Genomic DNA, 22,067 nt, shown 5'->3' on the forward strand with positions numbered 1-22,067 from the left:
GCCCGACGACATCGTCCACCGTCCCGCCGACGAATACGTGCGGCGCTTCGTCGAGCGGCGCGCCAGCGTGCAGTGACGCGGTCCGGCCGCAAGCAAGGCGTCGCCAGCCGGTTGCCGACGGATGCGAAGGCGTTCCTCATTTGAAAGGATGGGCCGGTAGCATGTCGCAACCCGCCGGCTTTCGTTTCGACGATGGCCCGCTCATGCAACTGCACGATTGCGAGTCATCGAATTGGAAACCTACGTCTTGCTTGCCATCGGCTTCGGCCTCGCGCTCCTGATTGCGATCTGGGGCCTCTGGAAACTCAGGTAACGCGCGCCATCAGAATTCGACCCGCGCGAAATCTTCCTTGCCTGTATTTGCCAGATACCACTTATTGGCTATTTTTTTAATCTACCGCAGCCGAAAGCGAGGAATGTTCGCTCACAGCGACGGCTTAGCGGAACCGTTCGCCGCCTCTTGCGCCCGCCGCGCCGGCATGAAATACCACACCGCCCCCGCAATCTGCATCGCGATCAGCACCGCCCATACGCTCTGGTGCGCGAACGCCGGATAGTGCCCTTCGTGCATCGGCCAGAGACCGAGCGCAGCACCGATCGCAACCTGCAACGCAAAGATCGCAAGAAAAATCACGAGCGTGAATGTCGTGTTCACGCGCCCGATCATCCGCGCGGGAAAATTCTCGGCCAGCACCGAATAGGTCAGGATGCCCGTGCCGCCCAGCGCGCCGTACGCGGCCCACAGCACAGGCTCGGGCAGCGGCACGCGAGCAGCGATCAGCGCTTGCACGACGACGAAAAGCGCCATCGTCACGCCGGAGAACAAGGACACGGTCACGCCTCGCCGCTCCAGCTCGCGCGCCAACGCGCCGAAGCCGATATTGCCCGCGATGAACGCGGCACCCAGCACCGACACGAGCGATGCGGCCCACGCCGCGCCATGGCTTGCATCCGCGAGCACGACATCGCGCAGAAAAGCGCCCACCCACAGCGACTGCATCGCGTAGAACACGCTTTGCGTGAGCCCCGAGAAAGTCGCCGCCTTCCAGAACGCGCGGCTGTTCAACACATGCCACGTGCCCTTGAATTGCTCGAGCACGCTGGCCTGCCGGTGCGTGTCGCGCACGGACGGCGCGAAACACCAGACCGCCACGGCAACCGCCGCCGTAAACATCGCGAGAGCGAATGAGAGCGTGCGCCAGCCGGTCAGCGACAGCAGCCACGAGAGCGGCGTGCCGACCGCGACGCCGCCCAGTCCGCCCGCCGCCATCACGAGGCCATTGACGAGCGTGAGCTGCCCCACCGGAAAATGCTGCGCCGTCGCCTTGAACGCGCCGCCAAGACAGACCGACACCCCGACGCCGATCAGAAATCGGCCGATCATCATCGTGCCGAGATCGTGCGCGGCGCCGAACAGCCACACGCCGACCGCGGCGATCAGCATCACGCACGCGGTGACGCGCCGCGCGCCGAAGTGATCGAGCAGCACCCCGCCTGGAATCTGCGCGCCTGCGAAGCCGAGAAAGTACAGACTCGTCAGCGTGCCCAGGTCCGCGGCCGACAAGCCGAGATCGTGCGTCAGGAACGGCGCAAACCCGAGATTCACGCCGCGAAACAGATACGACACGAAATACCCGAGCGAGAAAACGGCGAGCACGCGCCATCTGGTGGAAGTCATGAGGAAACCGGAACCCTGTGGAATGAATCAGTCGAGCCCCGATTATTGGCGATGACGCGCGCGCAGGCCAACGAGAGATATCGAACTGTAATGTGAGTAGAATTTGACGTCATGCCGATCTCACTCCCTCCCCTTCAGGCTCTGCGCGCGCTCGAAGCAGCGGCGCGCCGGCGCAGCTTCAGCCGCGCCGCGGAAGAATTGCATTTGACGCACAGCGCGGTCAGCCACCATCTGCGCGGGCTGGAAGAACAGCTCGGCGTCGAGCTGTTCCGCCGCTCCGGCACGCGCATGATCCCGACGGCCACGGGCGCACAACTGGCCGAGCGCGTGCGGCACAGCCTCGACGACCTGCGCGATGCGCTCGATGCCGCCCGCCGCGGCGCAAGCGGCGTGAGCGGCGCGACGCGGCTCGAATTGAGCGCGATGTCGGACTTCCTGTCGTTCTGGCTGATTCCGCGGCTAGGCGGGTTTTACGATCAGAACCCGCTCATCGATTTATCGCTGCACATGCACGCAGGTGTCGTGCCGCCCGACCCTTACTCGGTCGACATCGGCATCTGGCACCGGCGCGTCGACGAGCCCGGCTTCCAGATCCGCAAGCTGCTCGACGATCAGGTGATCGCCGTCTGCAGTCCGGCGTTGCTCGCGCGCTATCCGGATTTCCGCATCGAGGACCTGCCGCACATGCCCCTTCTGCATTTTGCGCGCCGCTCCTGGCGCGACTTCTTCGAGGCCGCCGGCGTGCAGGCCGACGAGCCCGTTCGCGGACCGGTCTTCGACGACGCCGGCTTGCTGCTGCAAGCAACCGTCAACGGACAAGGATTCGCTACCGCGCGGCTGCAGCTCGCGCGCGCGTATCTGGAGCGAGGCGAACTGGTGCAGCTCGGCCACGTGCGCATCCCCGCCTCGCTCGACTACTTCTTCACATGGCGCGAAGGCCATCCGCGCGAAGCGGCAATCCTGCAGTTCTACCGGTGGATCAAGGGGCAGCTCGAAGGCTAGAGCCTGCTCACGCTGAGAACAGGCCCGGGAGCCCGGTCACACCGGCAACGGGTTGCGCTCGGTGAACCCGCGCTGGTGCCAATACGGATAGGCGGGCACCAACGCGCTCGCTGCATCGAGCTTCGCGACCTGCTCGGCCGTCAGGTTCCAGCCGGCTGCGCCGAGATTCTGGCGCAGTTGCTCTTCATTGCGCGCGCCGATCAGCACCGTCGACACGGTGGGCCGGTGCAGCAGCCAATTGAGCGCGACCTGCGGCACGGTCTTGCCGGTTTCGGCCGCCACTTCTTCAATCGCATCGAGGACGCGGAACAGATAATCGTCCGGCACCGGCGGCCCCATGTCGGCCGTCTTGTGCAAGCGGCTCGTCGCAGGCAGCGGCTGTCCGCGCTTGAGCTTGCCGGTCAGACGCCCCCAGCCGAGCGGACTCCACACGATGGCGCCCAAGCCCTGATCGAGCCCGAGCGGCATCAACTCCCACTCGTAGTCGCGGCCGATCAGCGAGTAGTAAGTCTGGTTCGCCACATAGCGCGGATAGCCGTAACGGTCCGCGACGTCGAGCGATTTCATCAGATGCCAGCCGGAGAAATTCGACACGCCCGTGTAACGGATCTTGCCCGCACGCACGAGATCGTCGAGCGTCGAGAGGACTTCCGCGACCGGCGTCTTGGCGTCGAAGCCGTGCAGTTGAAAAATGTCGATGTAGTCCGTCTGCAGACGCTTCAACGACGCATCGACCGCTTGAATCAAATGGAACCGCGACGAGCCGACGTTGTTAGGCGATTCGTCATCCAACCGGAAAGTGGCCTTCGTCGAGATGATCGCGCGCTCGCGCTTGCCCTTCAGCGCCTCGCCGAGCACGGCTTCCGACGCGCCGCTCGAATAGATGTCCGCGGTGTCGAACATCGTGACGCCCGCATCGAAGCAGATGTCGATGAGACGCCGCGCTTGCGCGACGTCGGTCGCGCCCCACGCCTCGAAAAACTCGCCCTTGCCCCCAAACGTTCCCGTGCCGAAGCTCAGAACCGGAACTTGAAATCCCGATGCACCCAGATACCTGTATTCCATCGAACATTCTCCTTGCGCTGACTTACGAAAAGTCCACGACGGACTCCACGAGAGACAAGGCGTTCAAGTCTACGCTCGTGTTCCGGATCGCGTCGGACGTCGCGCGCTTTTTGCTTGGCACTACAGCCGTAGCCATGTCGGATTTGTGCCGCCGTCAACGCCCGGTCAAGCGGAACGATCGAATTAGGTTTAGGAAGCGCGACAGACTCGGATTGTGCTCATCCCTTCGGTACACACAATACAGACTGCTGGTGGGTTTCGGCTTGACGATCTTCACGAAAGACACCTGAGGCAGATGAATGCTCATGGCTGAGACCGGTACCAGTGCCAAGCCGATCCCGGCGGAGACAAGGGTCAGGCAAGCCATCAAGTCTTCGGTTTCCTTAATGATATAGGGGGTGAAGCCCGCCTGTTCGCAAAACCGTAGCACCTCGTCGGCGAAGCTCGGTCTCGACGTACTGGGGAAGACCACCAATGGTTCATCGCGCAACGCAGCCATCGGCAACAGGGTCCGCTTGGCAATTGGATCCGATGAAGCCACCGCGAGAACGACCGGCTCGCGATACACCTCTTCGCAAGCGATGTCCGGTTCGTTGCGGTAGTGTCTTGCGAATCCAATGTCGAGCCATCCATCGCGCAGGGCGCGAATCTGACGGTCCTTCGGCAGATTGTGAAGATCCACGGTGACGGGCGGCTCCTGCTTTCCAAATTCAGTGACCAATTGCGGCAGCACGCGGAAGATCGCCGAACCGTAGTACGCGATTTCCAGGTGGCCGAACTCGCCCCGAGCCGCCTTGCGGGAACGCTCCACCGCATCGTTCACGACCCGCAACGCCCTTCGCGCTTCTTCCAGGAACGTTGCCCCCGCGTCTGTCAGTTCCACGCCTCTGGGCGTTCGCTCGAATAGCTGCACGCCTACCTCCTCTTCTAGTTGGCCGATCATCCTTGAAAGAGGGGGCTGCGAAATATGAAGACGCATTGAGGCGCGCCGAAAGCTATGTTCTTCCGCGACGGCCACGAAGTAGCGGAGATGCCGGAGTTCCAATTGGGATCCTTGACCTCGAGATGGGCGATACCTTTTAGGTCTTCACAGTTGCGAAAACAGTATTGGAAGATAGCACCGGCTTTCCCTAAAGTCGAGGTGCGTTATGCAGCGACGGGCCATCAAGCGCTCGCCCCAGATCTATCAGAGGAGACTGACATGTCAAACCGTTCCGAAGTCGTGATCCGCGATCTAGTGAAGTCTGTCCGCGAGGTACTGCGGCATCACGACGTGACATTCGAGGAGTACCGCGCCGCTGTGGGCTTCCTGATGAAATATGCAAAAGCCCCGGAGTTCGAAATCCCGCTGACTTGCGACATGCTGTTCAACGCAACCGTCGCGGACATCGAGATGACGCATCGGAAAGGTTCGGTCAGTAATCTCGAAGGGCCCTATTTCCTCGAATCCGCGCCGACGATCACGGACCGCATCAAGACGCGTGATGAGCAGGGCGAGGCGCTGATCATCGAGGGGCGGGTGACGGACTTGTCGGGGAAGCCGGTCGAAGGCGCACAGCTGTACATCTGGCACGCTGATCCGCAAGGGTATTACAGCGGCTACAGCGACGATTATCCGGTCGACCTTTACCGCGGCAAGAAAATCATCGGCCCGACTGGCGAGTTCAGCGTCCGTACCACGATGCCTGCCCCATATACGATCCCGCACGACGGGCCAAGCGGCGAGCTTCTTGGCTTCATGGGGCGCCATCCCTGGAGACCCGCCCACGTGCACTTCAAAGTGCGCGCGCCGGGCTTTATCGAGTTGACTACGCAAGCCTACTTCGCCGGTGACAAGTGGCTTGACAGCGACAGCGTCGAGGGTGTCCGTTCCCCCCTCGTGCACGCCCCGGGAATTCGCGGAGACGCCAAGCTGCTCAAGAAGGACTTTGTGCTCGATCCGGCTTGACAGCCTCCGACGCCACGCAACATCGATCAGAGGGCACGACTATGTTCTACAAGCCAGGAGAGCCGCACGGGCTCCCGCACAACCCACTCATATCGTGCGTTGTGCCGAGACCCATCGGCTGGATTTCGACGTTGGACACTCAAGGGGTCTCCAATCTTGCTCCGTTCAGCCTTTTCAACCTCGTGCGCTATGACCCTCCAGTTGTCATGTTTTCAGCAAACGGTCGACATGGAGACGGGGGAATCAAGGACAGCGTTGTCAATGCCCGCACCACAGGCGAGTTCGTCTACAACATGGCCACGTGGGACGCGCGTCAAGCGTGCAACGAATCGTCAGCGTCGTTCGATCGGGGCGTCAGCGAGTTTGAGGCGTTGAATGTAGAGACGCTGCCATCGAAGCTCGTGCGTCCGAGGCGGGTCAAGAATTCTCCCGTGCAGTTCGAGTGCAAGACATCGCTGGTCATCGAGTTGCCGTCGAGCGGACCGGCCTCGGCTCCGAACACGATCGTCTTTGGTGATGTGGTGGGTATCCACATCGCAGACTGGGCTTTGAAGGACGGAATCATCGACATCCCTGCCATTCGGCCGCTTGCGCGAATGGGATACCTGGATTTCACGTCGGTGGATTCGGTCTTTCCGATGCCCCCAATCGGAGCGGCCAAGGTGTAGGCGGCGGTAGGAGCCCGAGTTGCATCGCGGTCAACACAAGTAAAGGACGAACCCATGCCAATAAGTTCTACTGATGTTTCTCTACCGGATATTCGGGTAACCGACGTGGACAGTGTACTGGTGGATATGCCTGTCAAGCGTCCGCATCAGCATGCCAAGATCGGCATGCGACAGCAGTCGTATCTTCTCGTGCAGGTCAGGACCGATGCCGGCATCGAAGGCATCGGTGAAATAGCCACGGCGGGAGGCCCTTGGTGGAGCGGCGACAGTGTCGAATCGGTCAAGGCGACGATTGACTCGTATCTCGGCCCAGCCCTGATTGGCGAGTCGGCCACCCACGTCGTACGCACCATGCAAAAGCTCGACAAGGTAGCCGCGCTTAACTGGTTCGCGAAGGCCGGCCTCGAAATGGCGCTTTACGACATCGCAGGCAAGGCGCTTTCATGCCCGGTCCACGTCCTGCTGGGCGGCCAAACCCGCAGTAGCGTCCCCGTTACGTGGCCGCTCGGCAGCGGAGATGCCGCGCAGGAAGTCGACGAGGCGATTGCGAGGATCGAGACCGGGTTCAGTCGTTCGTTCAAGATCAAGATGGGATCGCTGCCGGTCGAACAAGACATGCACCGTGCCGTGGAGATCGCACAAAAGCTGCACGATCGGGCCGAGCTGCGCGTGGATCTCAATGCGGCGTGGACAGAGTCCGTCGCGCAGCGCCATCTGCCTGCTCTTGTAGACGCGGGCATTTCCCTAATAGAGCAGCCGATCGAAAGATGGAACGTAGAGGGGCATGCGCGGCTGGCCAGACGCCTGAATGCACCTCTCATGGCCGATGAAAGCCTGGCGACAACGCGTGACGCCGTTTCTATCGCATCTGCCGGAAACGCGTTCCAGGTATTTGCCCTCAAATTGATGAAATCCGGCGGTTTCAACGCGTGCCGGGAGATAGCAGCCATAGCGTCCGCACATGGTATTGGCGTATTCGGCGGCTGCTTCCTGGAGTCTTCGATTGGAACGGCGGCAAACCTGCAACTGGGCGCCGCTCTCGGCGACCTGACATGGGGCAGCGAGTGGATCGGGCCCGCCTGGCTGTCGGACGACCTGGCCGTCGAGCCGGTTCGGTACGAGCAGTTCGAAGCCCGTGTTCCCAACGGCCCTGGCCTCGGTGTGGAACTGGATCGTGACAAGCTCGCGCACTACCGCAGGGACAAACAGCCTCGCGTCGCTATTCGCTGAGCCGGAATAGCCCGATACAAGCGTGTGTTCAGCCCTGCTGAAACAAATCGAAAATCGTTTTTGTAGGAGTAGAAATGAATTCAATCCGGCGAGAGCCGCTGTCGTCTGATCCGGCGACTGCCAAAGCCTCGGTCACATGGCATGTGGACGAAGTGCCCTGGGTTCCCCTAACCGGCGTGTTTGTCGACAAGTCCGGGTACAAGCCCCTTACCGACACGACGTACACCGGCAACGCGTACAGCCTCGAACTGGCGTCGGTCGGCCCCGGCGGATCCTCTCCGACACATGTCGAGCCGCACGCTCACCTGTTTTATGTCCTTTCAGGGCACGGCGAAGTGACCGTCGGCGACGAGGTCACCGAGGTGACGGCTGGCTCGGTCAGTCCCATTTCGGCGGGCGTGCCGCATTCCTTCCGCAATCTCGGCGATTCGGCGCTGGAAATGCTGGTGGTCTATCATCCGCCGCTCGCACGCAACAAGCCCGAAACCACGCAGCTGCGCGCGACGGTTCACGCCATTCGCCACGAGGCACAACGCGTGGTCAGCGTGGAGTTGCGGCCGCAGCCCGGCTCGACCTTTCCCGCATTCGACGCAGGGGCTCACATCGATCTTCATCTCCCCAACGGAATGATTCGCAGCTATTCGCTGTGCAATTCCTCGGACGACAAGGATCGGTATGTGATCGGCGTGCTCAATGTCGAAGAAAGTCGGGGTGGATCGCGTTACGTCCACGAGCAGTTGCGGGTCGGCGCACAGATCGAAATTTCCCGTCCGCGCAGCAATTTTCCGTTGCACGAGAACGCGGTCCATACGGTGCTGATCGCCGGCGGGGTCGGCATCACGCCGATCCTGTCGATGGCGCGACGGCTTTGCGCGCTCGGACGATCGGTGGAATTGCTGTACTGTGCGCGCTCGCGTCGCGAGGCGGCGTTCGTCGAAGAGATCGAGGCGCTTGGACACGAGGTCTCGTGGCATTTCGACGACGAGCAGGGTGAGCGCGTGGACCTCGTGCAATTTCTCGCGACACGTCGCCGCGACGCGCATTTCTATGCGTGCGGCCCGACACCGATGCTCGACGATTTCGAGCGCCATGGCCGCGAACTCGGACTTGCGCACGTGTATCTGGAGCGTTTCGTGGCCCGCGATGCGCCGGGTGAAACGACGAAGCGTTACCGCGTCGAATTGAGCCGCTCGGGACGCAGCCTCGAAGTCGCACCGGGCAAGACACTGCTGCAGACCTTGCTCGACGCCGGCGTCCAAGTGCCGCACAGCTGCACGCAAGGGGTGTGCGGCGCATGTAAGACCCGCGTGCTGTCCGGCGAGCCGGATCATCGCGACTCGGTATTGAGCGCGAGCGAGCGTGAGAGCAATGCGGTGATGACGGTGTGCGTCTCGGGTTGCAAGGGCGAGTCTCTGGTGCTCGATCTCTAGGTTAACGCCGGGTTCAGTAGAAAAAAGTCAGCACGCCCTGCAGCACCTGCTTTTGCGGGGCGTCCCCGTACGGGCTGTGCGACGCGCCGTGATTGGTTTGCCATTGCACCGCGAGGTCCACGCGCGGCCAGTGATAGCGCGCTTCGAGCCACGTGAAGTAGCTGTGGTCGACGAGATCGTAGCGGCCCAACGCCGTCAGATCGAGATGGACCACGAAGGCGTCCTGCCACGTGACGTAGGTGAAGAGCGATTGCCGCGTCGGCAATTCCTGTGCGCTTGCGGCCGCTCCGAGATATTCGCCGAAACTCGCGGGATGGGCGGCAAGCGCATCCCATGTCGCGCGATTGGCGCTGGCGCCGTCGTAGTCGTATTCGAGCGTCACCGAAACTTTGTTCGGAAACGTTCGCGTGAGACCGGTTGCGAGTTTCGAGTGAAAACTTTCCGGGCCCTGCGGTCCGCCGGCAAGCGCGCTGCTGCGCCCGCCCGAATACTCGAGAAAGCCGACGGTGGCGTTGTCGAGCAAAGTCGTTGCGTCCACACCGAATTGCGGCGAGATGCCCGCGCCGCCATAGATGAGCCATTGCGGCGCAAAGCCGCCGAACAGCCGTTGCGTGCCGCTCAGCATGTAGCGCCACGTCTGGTTGGTCGCGCCGAAATCGGGGTTGAACGTCGCGCTGCTCGGCGTCGAGGCGAGCGGCGGCGACACGAGCGCCGTCACCGAGCCGCCGTTCCAGAGCGCCTGGCCGCGCAGCATCACGCTGCCCAAGCGGTTTTCGCGCAGGCTCTCCGGATCGATCGACGTGACGGCGCGCAGCGCGCCTGCCTTGAAAAAATCGGTCGGATTGAATCCCGGCGCGACGCCCTCCCGCAAGTTGATACGGCCCGCGTCGACGATGGCCGACGTATTGGGACGCCAGCTCAGATACGCCTCTTTGAGCGTATCGACAGCGTTATATCGACCGGTGCCGCCGCGCCACCCGGCATCGAACTGGTTCGAGAAAACGGCCCGCCAGCCGGGCGCGAACGCGCCGTCATAGGCGAGCGACGACGAGACACGCAGGGTGTCGTCGAGCAAGACGCTGCCGGTCTGGCTCGCCGCCGTGTAATTGCCCGCCGCGAATTCGAACGCACGCTGCCAATTGCTGCGCGCTGACGGCGCTGCGTTCGCGGTATCGGCGAGCTGCAACGCGCCTTCATCGCTCGCGGCGATCTGCGGCCCATCCGCGTCGCCGGCCGCAAACGCCTGGCCGACTGCGCCGATGCCGATGCCGGCCGCGCCGATCCCCATGCCTGCCGCGACGATGACGGCGGCCAAGCGCTTGCCCATCGCCGCTTCATTCGGGTTTGAAGCGCGCGAGATACGCTCGTTGCAGCCACGCGTCCGGCACGTCGCGCCACGCGAAGTTCGAGTAGCGCATCACCGTCACCCAGTTGGGATCGAGCCCGTCGATGATGACGGTTTCGGTCGGCCGCTCGGCACCGAGTTCCGGCTGGAACTTGCGGTAGTAGGCCACCTTCAAGAGCGCGCCGCTTTCCGTATAGAAGCGCGCCTTGACCGGACGCGAGTTGCTCGCGTCGAGCCACAGGTCGATCGCGTGATAGGTCACGTCGGGCGCGCGCGCGGTGAGCGCGAGCTTGTAGCAGTGCCGCGATTGACGGTCGCCGTCGGTCACGTCCTCCTCGCCTGCGAGCGTCGGGACATAGTCTTTCGCCCAGTTCACGGTGACGACATCGCCGTTCGCCGCCTGCCCCAAAAGGCGCTGTTGCGGCGAGATGCGCACGCTCGCCTGGCTCGACGGATCGTAGAACCACAGGTCGTTGCCGTTCTTCAGCAGCAGCTTGTTGGCGTCGCGCGCGGGCTCGTCGAATTGCACGAGGTTGCGGTATTGGCCGTCGCTCGAATCGGGCTTCGAATAGACGGTCAGCACGTCGACGCCCGTCTGCTGGCCGTTGCGGAATTCGATCAGCGTGTTGGTCAGGCTGAACGACTGGGCGGGGTTGCGAACGGCGTCGCTTTGCTCCAGCAATTGCACCGCGGACGGTGCGGCGTATGCAACGTGAGCGACGTGAGCGGCCAGCGACGCGCACAGCAACGCGCCAGCCGCCTTGATGAACGAATACGATTTCATGATGGCTGTTCCCGCTCTCGATAGAAGACACCCCGAAGCGTCACGCAAAGCGCAGCGCATCGACGATCGGCATCCTCGCCGCGCGCCGCGCCGGCCACCACGCGGAGAACGTCGCGACCACGATCACGCCGAGCGCGTTGCGCACGATCATTCCCGTCTCGCCCCACACGCGGACCGTGAGCGCGACCGGGTCGGTCTGCCCCGGCGGCGTCCAATGGAGGCCGGCGTGATTGACGAGCGCGGCGGCAATCAGCGCGAAGAGCGTGCCGAGCACGGCGCCGCACGTGCCGAGCAGAAAGCCTTCGCACAGGAAGATATTGCGAATGCCCGAGCCGCGCACGCCGATCGCGCGCAGCGTGCCGATTTCCTTCGTGCGCTCCATCACGGCCATGTTCATCGTGTTGCCGACCGTGAACATCACGATCGTCGCGATCATCGCCGCGATGAAGCCGAACACGGCGCCGAACATGCCGGTGATCTGGCCGTACTGCGGGTTGAGCGTCGCGAAGTCGAGCACTTCGAGCGGCTCGCCTTGAAGCGTCGAGTGCAACAGCGCGTTCAGACGGGCGCGGGCTTCGGCGAGCTGCGACGTATGTCTCAACTGCACGACGATCGACGTGACCTCCGGCTTGCCGCCGCCATAGACGAGCTGCTGCGCCTCTTTGAGATGCAGCTGCACGAACATGTCGTCGACGTCCTTCACGGCCTGCTTCTGCGCCTCGACGATGTTCAGTTCGGCGACGTTCGGCGCACCGTAGGCGTTCGAGGTCAAGAGCTCGATGCGCGCGCCGTGCGGCGCGCTCGCCTTCGCATTCGCTTCGAGCGCGGCCAGTCGAGCGAGGTCTGGAGGCGTCGCGGCGCTTGGCGCGTCGACTGCCTGCGCGGCTTCCGGCTCGCGGCAGTCGGGCACCTTCAGCGGCCCGCACAGCCGCAGCACGCGTGCGACGCCCGTGCCGATCAGCGCCGCGTCCGCGCTCGTCGCGGTGAGCGCGAGCGGTTTCGGGTGGTCCGGAAAACCGTAGTCGTTCCACAAGCGCATGCGATTCTGATCCGCGACGACGATGCCGGAACCGAACACGGTGCGCGACACACCCGCCGCGAAATTGCCTGCGATGCCGTTGACCGCGAGCACGGGCGTGACGACGGTGACGAGCCGCGAAAGCTCCGGGTCGCTTTTCACGAGGTCGATGATGTGCGCGTAGTTGGTCAGGCCGTACGACACCGGATCGCCGCTGCCGTAGAGAAAGTAGTTGCGGTGCTGGATCTGCAGATGACCGCCGTGCTGCACGTAGTTGGTCTGCAAGCCGTAGTTGATGTTGCCCGCGTAGCCGCCGAACACGAGCACGGACGCGAGGCCGATCACCATGGCAAACAGCGTCGTCATCGAACGCCGCCGGTTGCGCAGCAGGTTTCGGAACGCCAGGAGCCAGTTTTTCATGGTGCTGCCGCCTCGATGCGTGCAGTGCGGCGAACGTCGACGATGAGCCCGTCGCGGATCACGACGACATCGTCAGCCGAGGCGACCACTTGCGGGTCGTGCGACGAGAACACGAACGACGTCGCGCGCTCGCGCTGCATGCGCCGCATCAGGCTGATGATCGCGGCGCCCGTAGCGCTGTCGAGATTGGCGGTCGGCTCGTCGGCGAGCACGAGCGCGGGCTGCGTGACGAGCGCGCGCGCAATCGCGACGCGCTGCTGCTGTCCGCCGGAAAGCTCGGCGGGCAGACGCGCCGCCTTGTCGCCGACGCCCACTTCGTCGAGCAGCGCGAGCACCGCCTCGCGGCGCTCGGTCTTCGGCACGCCGAGCAGCGTCAGCGGATACTCGACGTTTTCATAGGCCGAGAGCACCGGCAGCAGGTTGAAAGACTGGAACACGAAGCCGATGTGGCGCGCGCGGAAATCGGACAGCGCGTTATCGGACATGGCCGCGAGCGGCTCTCCGGCGACGGCGACGCTGCCGTACGACGCGCGGTCGATGCCGCCGAGCAGGTTGAGCACCGTCGTCTTGCCGCTGCCCGAGGGGCCCGAGAGCACAGTGAAACGGTTGCCGAAGATATCGACCGACGCATGGCGCAAAGCCGGAACAGCGGCGTCGCCGTCGCCATAGATCTTCGTCACGTCGTTCAAGGTGGCGGCAATCACGGGCGCCTCCGTCATCCGATTCGATGAGGCGACTGTAGTGACGAGGCGAGGCGCGCGGGCGGCGTTGCGACGAACGGCCCGCAACGGCGACCAACCGCATTGGCGGGCGACGAAGCAAAGCGGAAATCTGCCACGCTATGCCGCGCTCGCCTCCAGCCCGGCGAGCGGTACGGCTTTCTCATCGAACGGCACGGCGGCCCGGCGCATCTGCTCATAGACGCCGTTCTCGCCGACCGGCACAAACCCGAGCCTGCGATAGAGCGCGCGCACGGGGTTATCGAACTCGACATACAGACACATCGGCATCGCGCGGCGCGCCGCCTCGGCCACGAGCGCGCGCATGAGCCGCGTGCCGATGCCCGCGCGGCGATACGCCGGCAACAGCGCGATATCGATCACGCGCGCGTCGCTGCCGCTCCAGTCGTGATAGAGGCGTCCGACCGGCGTCTCGCCAAGCAGCACGACGTCGAAGCGCCCGTGCGGGTAGTGACGGTGGTAGTACGCGTCCTGCGTCGTGAATTGTCCGGCGAGCAGCGTGTGAATCTCGCCGGCGCTCCAGCCCGCGCCGGCGAACTCGGCCGTGCGCGTGCTCGCGTAGACCGCGTGCAGGAAATGCCGGTCCGCTCCCATCGACGCGCGCAGGCAGACATTTCCGTGCGCACCGTCAATGGAATTACCGGACGCAGTAACGAGAGAACCGATGGAATTGACATTGCAATGGCTCATTGCGATCAGGCGCTATTCGCGCTCGCCAATAGTTATTCGTTGTTTGTATTGTCCGATGTTAGCCGACCGGTTATGACGCTGCAATGATGGCGGCTTAAATCGTTCTGCGGAATGGAATTACCCGTGCGGGGCTTGCAATACAGCTACACCGTAATACTTCGCAACGACGCGCGGATTAGCACCGCGCCCAAGTCACCACGCCACCGAGGCCGACACCCCAAAACAAAAGCCATTTGAAAGAAATCAGAAGGCCGAGAAAACGACGAGCGTACACTTTTTTTACGCCATTGGATAATGCGCGGCGAATAATTATCGGCAAAGGTTTGCGCAAAGGAATGACTTTCCGCTAAAACGTGAAAAGCCTTTATTCCGGGTATAACTCCGGCATAACCTCGAGTTCGGCCGGCGAACGAATTGGTGCAATGGCAATAACCGCTGTTCTTCTCACCACCGTCATAAAAGCGGCGGTATCTTGTATGAGCCCCCGTCAGCCCCTGATCAAACCGTCCATCGGCTTGAAGCCGCTCGTGGGTCCGAACAGCGCCGAAGCCGTGCGTTCCGGATCGAGCCTGAGACTCCCGCTCGCCGCGCTCGCGATCACCGTGTCGAGCGCAATCGTCGGCCTGAGGTCGCGTCCCTGGTACAGGTCGCCCGGCCGCAGCCCCGGCCAGTCCGCCACGACGCGGCCGCCCTTCACCGCGCCGCCGATCAGCATCGCCGCCGCCCCCGTGCCGTGATCGGTGCCCCCCGTGCCGTTCGCGGCGGCCATGCGGCCGAACTCGGTGGCGACGAGCACCGTCGTCTTGTCCCACACCGGCCCGAGGTTGTCGCGCAGCGACGCGAGCATCGCATCGAGCGACTTCAGCTGCGCGGCAAGCCGCGCGTTCTGCGCGCTGTGCGTGTCCCAGCCGCCCGTCTCGATCATCGCGATGCGCGGACCGTCGTCCTTCGCGAGGAAGCTGGCCGCGAGCTTGCCGAGGCTCGCCGGGTCCTGGCGCGCGCCGGCGTCGCCGGCGAGGCCGCGCGCCATCATCGCCTCCTTCCAGAGCGGGCGCAGTTGCGCGTCCTGCTCGTAGAGCTGCGAGACGCGCGCGAGCAGATCGTCGGGCGCTGCGGGCAGCGCCGACGGCGCATACGACGCCACTTCGACCTTGCCGCGCAACGCCATCGGCACGGTCGGCGCGAACGCGATCGCTGGCGCGCGGCTCGCGGGCATGAGCCCGACGAGGCGGTTGAGCCAACCGTCCTTGAGCTGGTAGGGCGCGGCGCCGCCCGTCTCGAGCACGTTTTGTCCGTCGAAATGCGAGCGGTCGCGGTACGGCGAAGCTACGGCGTGCACGAACAGTGCCTGCCCCTGCGAATACATCTTGGCGGTCTCGAGAAGCGCCGGATGCAGCGCGAACGTGCCGTCGAGCTTGGCCGCGGCGGCGGCGTCGATGGCGAGCGCGCCGCGCAGCCCGGCGTAAGCCGGGTCGGCGTACGGGACGACGATGTTGAGGCCGTCCGCGGCGCCGCGCTGGATCACGAAGACGAAGCGCCGGTCCGTCTCGACGCTCGCGAACACGATCTGCGGCGCCACCAGCATCGCGCCGGCGCCGGCTGCCGTGAGGCTCAGGAATTGGCGGCGGGAAGTCATCGTCATCTCCGTTGAAAGTCGGGCGACACGAGCAGGAGCGCGACCGCGGCCGGCACGCTCTCGGCGCGCGAGACCGCGAGCTCGGTCGGCTCGGAGAGCGAGCCGGCCATGAGCTTCTGGCCGAGCGAGCGCGGATCGACGCGGCCGCCGGCGTTGTCGCCGACGCGCGCGGCGAGCCGCTGCGCAAGCTCGACGCGGCGCACGAGCGCGTCGGGCGCGGCCCAGCTCGCGGCGATGTCGTCGTAGCCGGCGGGCGAGCCCGGACGCCACACGGGCTGGCCGAGCTGCGTGAGCATCGGTGCCGCCTGTGCATTGCCCATGTCCTGACGGCCGAGCCCGCGCAGCGACGAGATCGCCCAGTCCCACGGCGTCTTGAACTTCGCGGCGACCGGCGACCACGCCTCCTGCGAATCGACGAGCGCGCGATAGACCGTCGGCAGGTCGCCGCCGCTTTGCTGGAACGCGTCCGCGAGCCGGTCGACCATCGGCTCGGGCGGGTTGTCGGAGGCGAAGTGGCGCGCGAGCTTGCCGGCGATGTGCCGCGCCGTGGCGGGCGACGAAGCGAGGTCGTGCAGGATCGCGCGCGCCTGTCCTTCGCCCGGCTGAGCGTAGGTGCGGCCCAAGAGCGTGCGAAAGCCGGGCTCGTGGAGCTGCGGGCGGAATACGAAGCTGCCCGGCTCGCCTTGCGCGCCGAAGCGCTGCGCGGCGGGCCCGCCTTGCAGCGGCACGATGCTCCAGCCCGTGAGCGCGCGCGCAAACTCGGTCACGTCGTTTTGCGTGTAGCCGGTACGCACGCCGAGCGTATGCAGCTCCATGATTTCGCGCGCGAGGTTCTCGTTGAGGCCGCGCTTGTTATCGGGGTTGCGCGCGGCGGCCCGCAGCGCGGCGGGGCTGTCGGGGCCGATCGAGCGCGCCTGGTCGAGAAAGAGCTGCATCGCCGGATGACGCTCGACCGCAACGAGCATCTCCTCGAAGCGGCCGAGCACATGCGGGCGGATCGCCTCTGCTTCGAACGCGCCCGCGAGCGCGGCGACCTGCGGCTTTTCGGTCGATACCGCGAAGTGATTGGCCCAGAAGTGGACGAGCCGTTCGACGAACGGCGTTGGCGTCGTGAGCGCGCTGTCGACGCGCGCGTTGACTGCGGCGCGGTACGTCTCGAGCACTTCGCCGCGCAGCGCCTTTCGTGCGGCGAGCTTTGCGGTTTGATCGGCGGCCTCGCGCGCTTGCATCTGCTGCTGGCCGAATTGCTGCGCGAGCGCGAGCGAGCCGGGCTGCGCAGTCCACGCGGACGGCGCCGGCTGATAGGCCTCGAATTGCGCGAGCAGCCACGCTTTCGGATCGGCGGGCGGCACGTCGTCGATGCGCGCGCCGAGACCGAAACGGTTCAGCGCAATCGCGGCCGGATTCAGGCCGGGTGAATTAGCCATGCTGCCCTCTGCGAGCCGTGGATACCTTCGTTAAACGCTGGGGGCATGCCATTTCCGTCGCGACGAATCGAAAAAAACTTCCTCATTGGCTCGATGCCAAAGTGGTACAGAACTAGGTACAATTCGCCGTACGCGCCGCTTGCGAATGCAGCCCCCACGAATCCGGTTCGGCGAAAAACGTTGCAGCCCGATCGTCCGTTCGTCGGGCGCGCGAACATAGAACGCCTGTAGACAGGCATGAGAGATAGATCGAAATGAACATCCTGACTTTCAGTGAGGCGCGAGCCGGCTTCAAGCAGGCTCTGGATACGGTGTGCCGCGATCATGAACCGACGATCATCACGCGCCAGCGTGGCGAGCATGTCGTCATGATTTCGCTCGACGACTACAACAGCATGCAGGAGACCCTGCATCTGCTGGGCTCGTCGGCGAACGCCGAGCGGCTGCGCCAGTCCATCGCCGAATTCAAGGCCGGCAAGACCGTCACGAAGGACTTGCTGAACGATGACGCAGCAGAAAAAAGCAAGAAACAAAGCCGCAGCCGTAAATAACTGCAAGGTCGCCTGGACCTCGCACGCGTGGGACGACTACCTGTACTGGCAAGAACACGACCGGGCCATGGTGGAGGAAATCAATGGCCTGATCGAGGAAATCGCGCGCGATCCGTTCAAGGGCACAGGCAAGCCCGAGCCCTTGAAGGGCGATTTGACAGGCTTCTGGTCGCGCCGCATCACCAAATCCGACCGTCTGGTCTATATCGTTCAAGACGGCATCATCTACGTCATGCAGTGCCGGTACCACTACTGATTGCGGCACACGAAAAGCACCGGCAACGGTGCTTTTCGTGATTCATCGCGTATTACCGGCTCGCCGGTTTCGGAGCCTGCGCCTGACGCCATTGCCCGATTTCCTTCAGGCTCTCGGCGAACTTCACGCGCTCTTGCGGCGTGAGCGTCGCGGCGAAATCGGCGACACCCTGCTCGACGCGCGTGCGCAGCGCGATGTCCGCGTTGCGCGTCTTGGCGAGCGCGGCGTCGAGCGCAGCCCGGTCGAACTGCGGCGCGGCGAGCGCGCTCAGGACCTCGCGGCGTCCTTCGCGCCCCTCGCGCGCGGAGTCGCGGCCGTCGCGGCGGGCGTCCTTCAGCGCGTCGACGAACTGCTGCTCGCGATCGTCGCCGAGGTTTTCCGCTGCGAAGCGCAACGCGCGCGGCGGCGGCTGAACCGCCGTCTTCTGCTCGCGATGCGTGGCAAACCACTGATACGCGCCGCCCGCCACGCTGCCCAACAAGAACACGTTCAAGACGAGCGAGCCGATCATCACGGCTTTCCATGAGCGGCCAGTCATTCGCCGCTCCAGTCGGCGGCCGAGCCGCTGAAACTCGTCGCCGGATACGAGGACTCGTGCTCAGGCGGCGGCACGCGCCCCGTCATCGCGAAGAACGACACGGCGAGCGCACCGGCCAGCCCGCCCGCAAGCCCGACGCCCGCGAACGCCGCGCCCGACCACCAGACCCATCGGCGGCTCTTCTTCACGGCGCTGCGGCGCCCGGCCGGCTCGGGCGCGAGCGCGACGACGCGGGCGAAGAGCGCGTCGCTCGGCTGCGGGGCCGGGTCGCTCGCGAGGCACGCATCGAGCCACGCCGAGTCGGCCAGCAGCGCATCGGCCTCCTGCCGGTGCCGCTCGGCCCACGCCTGCGCGCTCTCGCGCTCGGCGGCAGGCCAGCGGCGTGAATCGGCGCCGTAGGCTTCGACGATGGCTTGGAATCTCTCGGGTGTCATGACATTTCCTTGCTGGCAGCGCCGCCCAACTGCGCACGCATGCTGCGGCGCGCGCGGGCCAAAAGGCTCTCGAGAGCGTCGACCGAAATGCCCATCAGCCCGGCCGCCTCGAGATTCGAAAGTTCCTGGTAGTAGGTGAGCACGAGCGCCTCGCGCTGCCGCGCCGGCAGCGCCGCGAGCGCGGCGCGCACTTGCTCGCCGCGCGTGCGCGCTTCGAGCTCGGCATCGGGCGCCGCGCCGGGGTCGGCTTGGTCCGGGATCTCGTCGACCAGGGTCTCGCGATGCGCGCGCAACCGGTCGTAGCAAAGGTTCAGCGCGACACGATGCAGCCACGTGTCGAAACGGGCTTCGCCCTCCCGCCAGTGGGGCGCTTGTTTCCAGGCCCGCATGAAGGCCTCCTGCGCGACATCTTCTGCCTCGTTGCGATCGCCGAGCAGGCGCGCCGCCAGCGCGAGCACACGCGGCAGCTTGCGCGCGACGAGCGTGCGCACCGCTGCCGGGTCCGCCCGGCCGACTCGCGCGATCAGCTCCGCATCGGGGTCGCCGTCTTGTGGGGCCGGCGGGCGTGTTCTCGTGAGGGTCCCTCGCGTCAAGCCCAATGCCCGGGTATCCACCGCCACGTCCCGCCGCGCGGCGCCCAATGCCCCGGCACCCACCGCCCGCCCCGGTGCACCACGCGCCAATGCCCCGACACCCAGACGTAGCGGCCGCGCGACCAGCGCCAATGCCCGGGGTCCCAGACATAGCCCGCGCGCGGCGCCGGCGCGACCTCGACGCGCGGCGGCGGCGGCGCCGTCGGCGCGATGACGACTTGCGCAAACGCGCCGGACGCCGCGAACAACGTCACGGCCGCGGCTATGAGCCGCGTGAGGGGGGACAGTCTCATGCGTGATCTCCGATGGAGCCGGTTGCCGTAAGAGCCTCGTTGTCCGTTGAACGGACGAGGCGGAAAAATCCGTCGCTTGCGTTGAACAAAATTCATTTCCGGCCCGCGTCACTTCTCCCGCAGCGGATCGAGGAGCGGTTTCAGGCCGTTGTGATCGAGCTCGTGCATCAACGCAAGCAGGCTGCCCAGCTCGCCGCGCGGGAAGCCTTCGCGAGCAAACCAATTCAGGTAGTGCCCGGGCAGGTCGGCGATGAGCCGTCCTTTGTATTTGCCGTAAGGCATGACTCTTGTGACCAGCAGCTTCAAGTGTTCGGGGTTCATTTCCAGCCGGTATCCGTTTCGTCGAAATATGGCCTCGTCGCGCGAGGGCATCATCCGCCATGTTCATTCGATAGTGCTACGCAACACTTTCAAATCGCCTTCATGATTATTGACAGCCTTTACGCGCCGAACACTTCCGGCATAGAGTCATTCAGGAGGCTAAGAAAAAACCGGCCGCCCAAGACGTCATCACACGTTCGAGGAGAGACCCCACCATGTTGCTCCGGCTGCTCGCCGCCTTGCCGTTCATCGGCATCCTGCTAGGTGTTCCGTTCGTCAACCAAGTCGAACCTCTTGTTCTCGGCATGCCGCTCGTGCTTGCCTGGATCGTGCTGTGGGTCGTGCTGACGGCGTGCATCATGGCGCTCGTCTACCGGCTCGATCCGGCTAACCGCATAGCCGCCGATCAACCCGAGGAGGCCCGCTCATGAGCAGCGCACTCATCATCATCGCGGCCACCGCGCTCCTTGCGCTCGCCCTCGGCGTGCGCGCCAGGCACGGGCACGACATGAATCTCGAACAGTGGTCGGTGGGCGGACGCAGCTTCGGCACCGTGTTCGTGTTCCTGCTGATGGCAGGCGAGATCTACACGACCTTCACGTTCCTCGGCGGCAGCGGCTTTGCCTACGGCAAGGGCGCGGCCGTCTTCTACATCCTGCCTTACGCGACGCTCGCGTACATCCTCTCGTACTGGCTGCTGCCGCCGATCTGGCGCTACGCGAAGGCGAACCGGCTCGTGTCGCAGCCGCACTTCCTCGCGAGCAAGTACACGAGCCCCGCGCTCGGCGTGCTCGTCGCGCTCGTCGACGTGGCCGCGCTGATTCCGTATCTCGTGCTGCAGTTCAAGGGGCTCGGCATCATCGTGTCGACGACCTCGTATGGCGCGATCCCGTCGACGGTGGCGGTCTGGATCGGCGCGATCGTCGTCACGGCGTACGTGATCGTGTCGGGCGTGCGGGGTTCGGCGTGGAATTCGGTCGTGAAGGACCTGACGATCCTCGCGGTCGTGCTGTTCCTCGGCATCTATCTGCCGATCCACTACTACGGCGGCCTCGGCAACATGTTCCATGCGATCGACACCGCGAAGCCCGGCTTCCTGACGTTTCCCGACAAGGGCACGAGCGTCACCTGGTTCCAGTCGACGGTGCTGCTCACCGCGCTCGGCTTCTTCATGTGGCCGCATACGTTCGGCTCGGTGTTCACCGCCAAGGACGAGCGCATCTTCCGGCGCAACGCGGCCGTGCTGCCGGTCTATCAGCTGATCCTGCTGTTCGTGTTCTTCGTCGGCTTTGCCGCGGTGCTCAAGGTGCCGGGCTTGAAGGGCGGCGATATCGACTTGTCGCTCTTTCGCTTGTCGCTGCAGACGTTCGACCCGTGGTTCGTCGGCGTGGTCGGCGCGGCGGGCGTGCTGACCGCCCTCGTGCCCGGCTCGATGATCCTCATCACGGCGGCCACGCTCATCGCCAACGACGTCTATCGCGGCGCGCTCAACCGCCAGGCCGACGACCGCCAGGTCGCGAAGCTCGCGCGCGTGCTCGTGCCGGTGATCGCGCTCGTGGCGGTCGGGTTCACGTTGAAAGGCGGCGAGACGATCGTCGCGCTGCTCTTGATGGGCTACAGCCTCGTCACCCAGCTCTTCCCTGCCGTGGTGTGCAGCCTCTTTGCGCATAGCCGCGTGACGAAGCAAGGGGCGTTCGCCGGTATCGTCGCGGGCGTGGCGGTCGTCGCGGTGACGACGCTCACGAAGGCGAGCGTCGGGCAATTGTTCCCGTTCCTGCCCGACCGGTTGAAGGACCTCAACATCGGCTTTCTCGCGCTCGCGTTGAACGTGATCGTGCTGGTCGTCGTCAGCACGGTGACTCAGCCGCGCTCGGCGGCCAAGCAGTCGCACGCGCATACGCATTGAGTCCGAAAGGGCGCACGGCCGTCGGCCCTCACGTGTGACGACCGTGCGCTCGCCCACCTACAGCGTCGACGCCCCCCCGGTTAGCGATGGCCCG

General features: G+C 64.7%; 24 protein-coding genes and 2 pseudogenes. 10 read left to right on the forward strand and 16 right to left on the reverse strand.

Annotated elements, in window-relative coordinates; all coding sequences use genetic code 11:
* Window positions 1-424 precede the first annotated feature (424 nt).
* The gene (locus tag J3489_RS30385) at window positions 425-1,678 is read right to left on the reverse strand and encodes an MFS transporter (RefSeq protein ID WP_207004526.1); all 1,254 of its coding nucleotides are present in this window, start codon (window positions 1,676-1,678) and stop codon (window positions 425-427) included.
* Window positions 1,679-1,789: 111 nt separating this feature from the next.
* Between J3489_RS30385 and J3489_RS30390 the strand changes: the two genes are divergently transcribed.
* Window positions 1,790-2,680 carry a LysR substrate-binding domain-containing protein gene (locus J3489_RS30390; protein WP_207004527.1) on the forward strand — a complete coding sequence of 297 codons (891 nt, stop codon included), beginning with the start codon at window positions 1,790-1,792 and terminating at the stop codon, window positions 2,678-2,680.
* A gap of 36 nt (window positions 2,681-2,716) precedes the next feature.
* Here J3489_RS30390 and J3489_RS30395 read toward each other — a convergent pair whose 3' ends face one another.
* The 3 genes and pseudogenes from J3489_RS30395 to J3489_RS38980 all read right to left on the reverse strand — a co-directional run.
* Window positions 2,717-3,745, reverse strand: coding sequence for an aldo/keto reductase (locus tag J3489_RS30395; RefSeq protein ID WP_207004528.1), 1,029 nt, complete (start codon window positions 3,743-3,745; stop codon window positions 2,717-2,719).
* Window positions 3,746-3,899: 154 nt separating this feature from the next.
* Complete coding sequence (locus J3489_RS30400) at window positions 3,900-4,658, reverse strand: LysR substrate-binding domain-containing protein (protein WP_309491443.1); 759 nt, start codon at window positions 4,656-4,658, stop codon at window positions 3,900-3,902.
* 9 nt (window positions 4,659-4,667) lie between these two features.
* Window positions 4,668-4,724, reverse strand: a pseudogene (locus J3489_RS38980) (helix-turn-helix domain-containing protein); the annotation flags it as partial.
* Between the two features lie 18 nt (window positions 4,725-4,742).
* Here J3489_RS38980 and J3489_RS30405 point away from each other — a divergent pair.
* The 5 genes and pseudogenes from J3489_RS30405 to J3489_RS30420 all read left to right on the forward strand — a co-directional run bounded on the left by J3489_RS30405 (window position 4,743) and on the right by J3489_RS30420 (window position 9,021).
* The gene (locus tag J3489_RS30405; protein WP_242540422.1) at window positions 4,743-5,693 is read left to right on the forward strand and encodes a dioxygenase family protein; all 951 of its coding nucleotides are present in this window, start codon (window positions 4,743-4,745) and stop codon (window positions 5,691-5,693) included.
* A gap of 41 nt (window positions 5,694-5,734) precedes the next feature.
* Window positions 5,735-6,361, forward strand: a complete 627-nt coding sequence (locus J3489_RS30410) for a flavin reductase family protein (protein WP_255555299.1) — start codon at window positions 5,735-5,737, stop codon at window positions 6,359-6,361.
* Window positions 6,362-6,466: 105 nt separating this feature from the next.
* Entirely contained in the window at window positions 6,467-7,591 is a 1,125-nt protein-coding gene (locus J3489_RS30415) for a muconate cycloisomerase family protein (protein ID WP_207004532.1), read from the forward strand.
* Between the two features lie 74 nt (window positions 7,592-7,665).
* Window positions 7,666-8,043 (forward strand): annotated as a pseudogene (locus J3489_RS37990) (cupin domain-containing protein); the annotation flags it as partial.
* On the forward strand, window positions 8,032-9,021 hold the full coding sequence (locus tag J3489_RS30420; RefSeq protein WP_242540428.1) for a PDR/VanB family oxidoreductase: 990 nt from the start codon (window positions 8,032-8,034) through the stop codon (window positions 9,019-9,021). The pseudogene J3489_RS37990 and the gene J3489_RS30420, both read left to right, overlap by 12 nt.
* Before the next feature lie 13 nt (window positions 9,022-9,034).
* On the opposite strand, the gene J3489_RS30425 is transcribed toward J3489_RS30420, so the two are convergent.
* From J3489_RS30425 to J3489_RS30455, 7 genes are all read right to left on the reverse strand, one after another.
* Window positions 9,035-10,348, reverse strand: coding sequence for a hypothetical protein (locus J3489_RS30425; protein WP_207004534.1), 1,314 nt, complete (start codon window positions 10,346-10,348; stop codon window positions 9,035-9,037).
* A gap of 7 nt (window positions 10,349-10,355) precedes the next feature.
* The gene (locus J3489_RS30430; RefSeq protein ID WP_207004535.1) at window positions 10,356-11,150 is read right to left on the reverse strand and encodes an outer membrane lipoprotein-sorting protein; all 795 of its coding nucleotides are present in this window, start codon (window positions 11,148-11,150) and stop codon (window positions 10,356-10,358) included.
* 40 nt (window positions 11,151-11,190) lie between these two features.
* On the reverse strand, window positions 11,191-12,588 hold the full coding sequence (locus J3489_RS30435) for an ABC transporter permease (protein WP_207004536.1): 1,398 nt from the start codon (window positions 12,586-12,588) through the stop codon (window positions 11,191-11,193).
* Window positions 12,585-13,292 carry an ABC transporter ATP-binding protein gene (locus J3489_RS30440; protein ID WP_374193503.1) on the reverse strand — a complete coding sequence of 236 codons (708 nt, stop codon included), beginning with the start codon at window positions 13,290-13,292 and terminating at the stop codon, window positions 12,585-12,587. Before J3489_RS30440 ends, J3489_RS30435 begins: the two co-directional genes overlap by 4 nt.
* 135 nt (window positions 13,293-13,427) lie before the next feature.
* Entirely contained in the window at window positions 13,428-13,922 is a 495-nt protein-coding gene (locus tag J3489_RS30445) for a GNAT family N-acetyltransferase (protein ID WP_207004538.1), read from the reverse strand.
* Between the two features lie 583 nt (window positions 13,923-14,505).
* On the reverse strand, window positions 14,506-15,654 hold the full coding sequence (locus tag J3489_RS30450) for a DUF1501 domain-containing protein (protein WP_207004539.1): 1,149 nt from the start codon (window positions 15,652-15,654) through the stop codon (window positions 14,506-14,508).
* A gap of 2 nt (window positions 15,655-15,656) precedes the next feature.
* Window positions 15,657-17,081 (reverse strand): DUF1800 domain-containing protein, encoded by a 1,425-nt coding sequence (locus J3489_RS30455; protein WP_207004540.1) that lies wholly within the window; start codon window positions 17,079-17,081, stop codon window positions 15,657-15,659.
* A gap of 254 nt (window positions 17,082-17,335) precedes the next feature.
* Here J3489_RS30455 and J3489_RS30460 point away from each other — a divergent pair, with 254 nt between their 5' ends.
* Window positions 17,336-17,632: a type II toxin-antitoxin system Phd/YefM family antitoxin gene (locus J3489_RS30460; RefSeq protein ID WP_207004541.1), complete on the forward strand. Its 297-nt coding sequence runs from the start codon at window positions 17,336-17,338 to the stop codon at window positions 17,630-17,632.
* Window positions 17,586-17,888, forward strand: coding sequence for a Txe/YoeB family addiction module toxin (locus J3489_RS30465; protein WP_207004542.1), 303 nt, complete (start codon window positions 17,586-17,588; stop codon window positions 17,886-17,888). The genes J3489_RS30460 and J3489_RS30465 overlap by 47 nt, the downstream gene beginning before the upstream one ends.
* 52 nt (window positions 17,889-17,940) lie before the next feature.
* Here J3489_RS30465 and J3489_RS30470 read toward each other — a convergent pair whose 3' ends face one another.
* From J3489_RS30470 to J3489_RS30490, 5 genes are all read right to left on the reverse strand, one after another.
* The gene (locus J3489_RS30470) at window positions 17,941-18,426 is read right to left on the reverse strand and encodes a periplasmic heavy metal sensor (RefSeq protein WP_207004543.1); all 486 of its coding nucleotides are present in this window, start codon (window positions 18,424-18,426) and stop codon (window positions 17,941-17,943) included.
* Window positions 18,423-18,860 carry a hypothetical protein gene (locus J3489_RS30475; RefSeq protein WP_207004544.1) on the reverse strand — a complete coding sequence of 146 codons (438 nt, stop codon included), beginning with the start codon at window positions 18,858-18,860 and terminating at the stop codon, window positions 18,423-18,425. The genes J3489_RS30470 and J3489_RS30475 overlap by 4 nt, the downstream gene beginning before the upstream one ends.
* The gene (locus J3489_RS30480; RefSeq protein ID WP_207004572.1) at window positions 18,857-19,453 is read right to left on the reverse strand and encodes an RNA polymerase sigma factor; all 597 of its coding nucleotides are present in this window, start codon (window positions 19,451-19,453) and stop codon (window positions 18,857-18,859) included. The genes J3489_RS30475 and J3489_RS30480 overlap by 4 nt, the downstream gene beginning before the upstream one ends.
* The gene (locus tag J3489_RS30485) at window positions 19,450-19,746 is read right to left on the reverse strand and encodes a YXWGXW repeat-containing protein (RefSeq protein ID WP_207004545.1); all 297 of its coding nucleotides are present in this window, start codon (window positions 19,744-19,746) and stop codon (window positions 19,450-19,452) included. Before J3489_RS30485 ends, J3489_RS30480 begins: the two co-directional genes overlap by 4 nt.
* A gap of 108 nt (window positions 19,747-19,854) precedes the next feature.
* Window positions 19,855-20,067 (reverse strand): DUF3820 family protein, encoded by a 213-nt coding sequence (locus tag J3489_RS30490; protein WP_137333647.1) that lies wholly within the window; start codon window positions 20,065-20,067, stop codon window positions 19,855-19,857.
* Window positions 20,068-20,282: 215 nt separating this feature from the next.
* Between J3489_RS30490 and J3489_RS30495 the strand changes: the two genes are divergently transcribed.
* Both J3489_RS30495 and J3489_RS30500 read left to right on the forward strand, forming a co-directional pair.
* Window positions 20,283-20,498, forward strand: a complete 216-nt coding sequence (locus tag J3489_RS30495) for a DUF3311 domain-containing protein (protein WP_207004546.1) — start codon at window positions 20,283-20,285, stop codon at window positions 20,496-20,498.
* Window positions 20,495-21,973: a sodium:solute symporter family protein gene (locus J3489_RS30500; protein WP_207004547.1), complete on the forward strand. Its 1,479-nt coding sequence runs from the start codon at window positions 20,495-20,497 to the stop codon at window positions 21,971-21,973. The genes J3489_RS30495 and J3489_RS30500 overlap by 4 nt, the downstream gene beginning before the upstream one ends.
* The last annotated feature ends 94 nt before the right edge of the window (window positions 21,974-22,067 follow it).

Source organism: Trinickia mobilis (genome assembly GCF_017315705.1).
Classification (GTDB): domain Bacteria; phylum Pseudomonadota; class Gammaproteobacteria; order Burkholderiales; family Burkholderiaceae; genus Trinickia_A; species Trinickia_A mobilis.

Bases quoted from the DNA above. Each gene is read 5' to 3' on its own strand.
- J3489_RS30395 (WP_207004528.1), bottom strand. From the start codon at position 3,745: ATGGAATACAGGTATCTGGGTGCATCGGGATTTCAAGTTCCGGTTCTG.
- J3489_RS30500 (WP_207004547.1), top strand. From the start codon at position 20,495: ATGAGCAGCGCACTCATCATCATCGCGGCCACCGCGCTCCTTGCGCTC.
- J3489_RS30410 (WP_255555299.1), top strand. From the start codon at position 5,735: ATGTTCTACAAGCCAGGAGAGCCGCACGGGCTCCCGCACAACCCACTC.
- J3489_RS30485 (WP_207004545.1), bottom strand. From the start codon at position 19,746: ATGAGACTGTCCCCCCTCACGCGGCTCATAGCCGCGGCCGTGACGTTG.
- J3489_RS30475 (WP_207004544.1), bottom strand. From the start codon at position 18,860: ATGACACCCGAGAGATTCCAAGCCATCGTCGAAGCCTACGGCGCCGAT.
- J3489_RS30450 (WP_207004539.1), bottom strand. From the start codon at position 15,654: ATGACTTCCCGCCGCCAATTCCTGAGCCTCACGGCAGCCGGCGCCGGC.
- J3489_RS30425 (WP_207004534.1), bottom strand. From the start codon at position 10,348: ATGGGCAAGCGCTTGGCCGCCGTCATCGTCGCGGCAGGCATGGGGATC.
- J3489_RS30385 (WP_207004526.1), bottom strand. From the start codon at position 1,678: ATGACTTCCACCAGATGGCGCGTGCTCGCCGTTTTCTCGCTCGGGTAT.
- J3489_RS30490 (WP_137333647.1), bottom strand. From the start codon at position 20,067: ATGAACCCCGAACACTTGAAGCTGCTGGTCACAAGAGTCATGCCTTAC.
- J3489_RS30465 (WP_207004542.1), top strand. From the start codon at position 17,586: ATGACGCAGCAGAAAAAAGCAAGAAACAAAGCCGCAGCCGTAAATAAC.
- J3489_RS30430 (WP_207004535.1), bottom strand. From the start codon at position 11,150: ATGAAATCGTATTCGTTCATCAAGGCGGCTGGCGCGTTGCTGTGCGCG.
- J3489_RS30460 (WP_207004541.1), top strand. From the start codon at position 17,336: ATGAACATCCTGACTTTCAGTGAGGCGCGAGCCGGCTTCAAGCAGGCT.
- J3489_RS30390 (WP_207004527.1), top strand. From the start codon at position 1,790: ATGCCGATCTCACTCCCTCCCCTTCAGGCTCTGCGCGCGCTCGAAGCA.
- J3489_RS30405 (WP_242540422.1), top strand. From the start codon at position 4,743: ATGTTCTTCCGCGACGGCCACGAAGTAGCGGAGATGCCGGAGTTCCAA.
- J3489_RS30445 (WP_207004538.1), bottom strand. From the start codon at position 13,922: ATGGGAGCGGACCGGCATTTCCTGCACGCGGTCTACGCGAGCACGCGC.
- J3489_RS30435 (WP_207004536.1), bottom strand. From the start codon at position 12,588: ATGAAAAACTGGCTCCTGGCGTTCCGAAACCTGCTGCGCAACCGGCGG.
- J3489_RS30495 (WP_207004546.1), top strand. From the start codon at position 20,283: ATGTTGCTCCGGCTGCTCGCCGCCTTGCCGTTCATCGGCATCCTGCTA.
- J3489_RS30455 (WP_207004540.1), bottom strand. From the start codon at position 17,081: ATGGCTAATTCACCCGGCCTGAATCCGGCCGCGATTGCGCTGAACCGT.
- J3489_RS30470 (WP_207004543.1), bottom strand. From the start codon at position 18,426: ATGACTGGCCGCTCATGGAAAGCCGTGATGATCGGCTCGCTCGTCTTG.
- J3489_RS30420 (WP_242540428.1), top strand. From the start codon at position 8,032: ATGCTGGTGGTCTATCATCCGCCGCTCGCACGCAACAAGCCCGAAACC.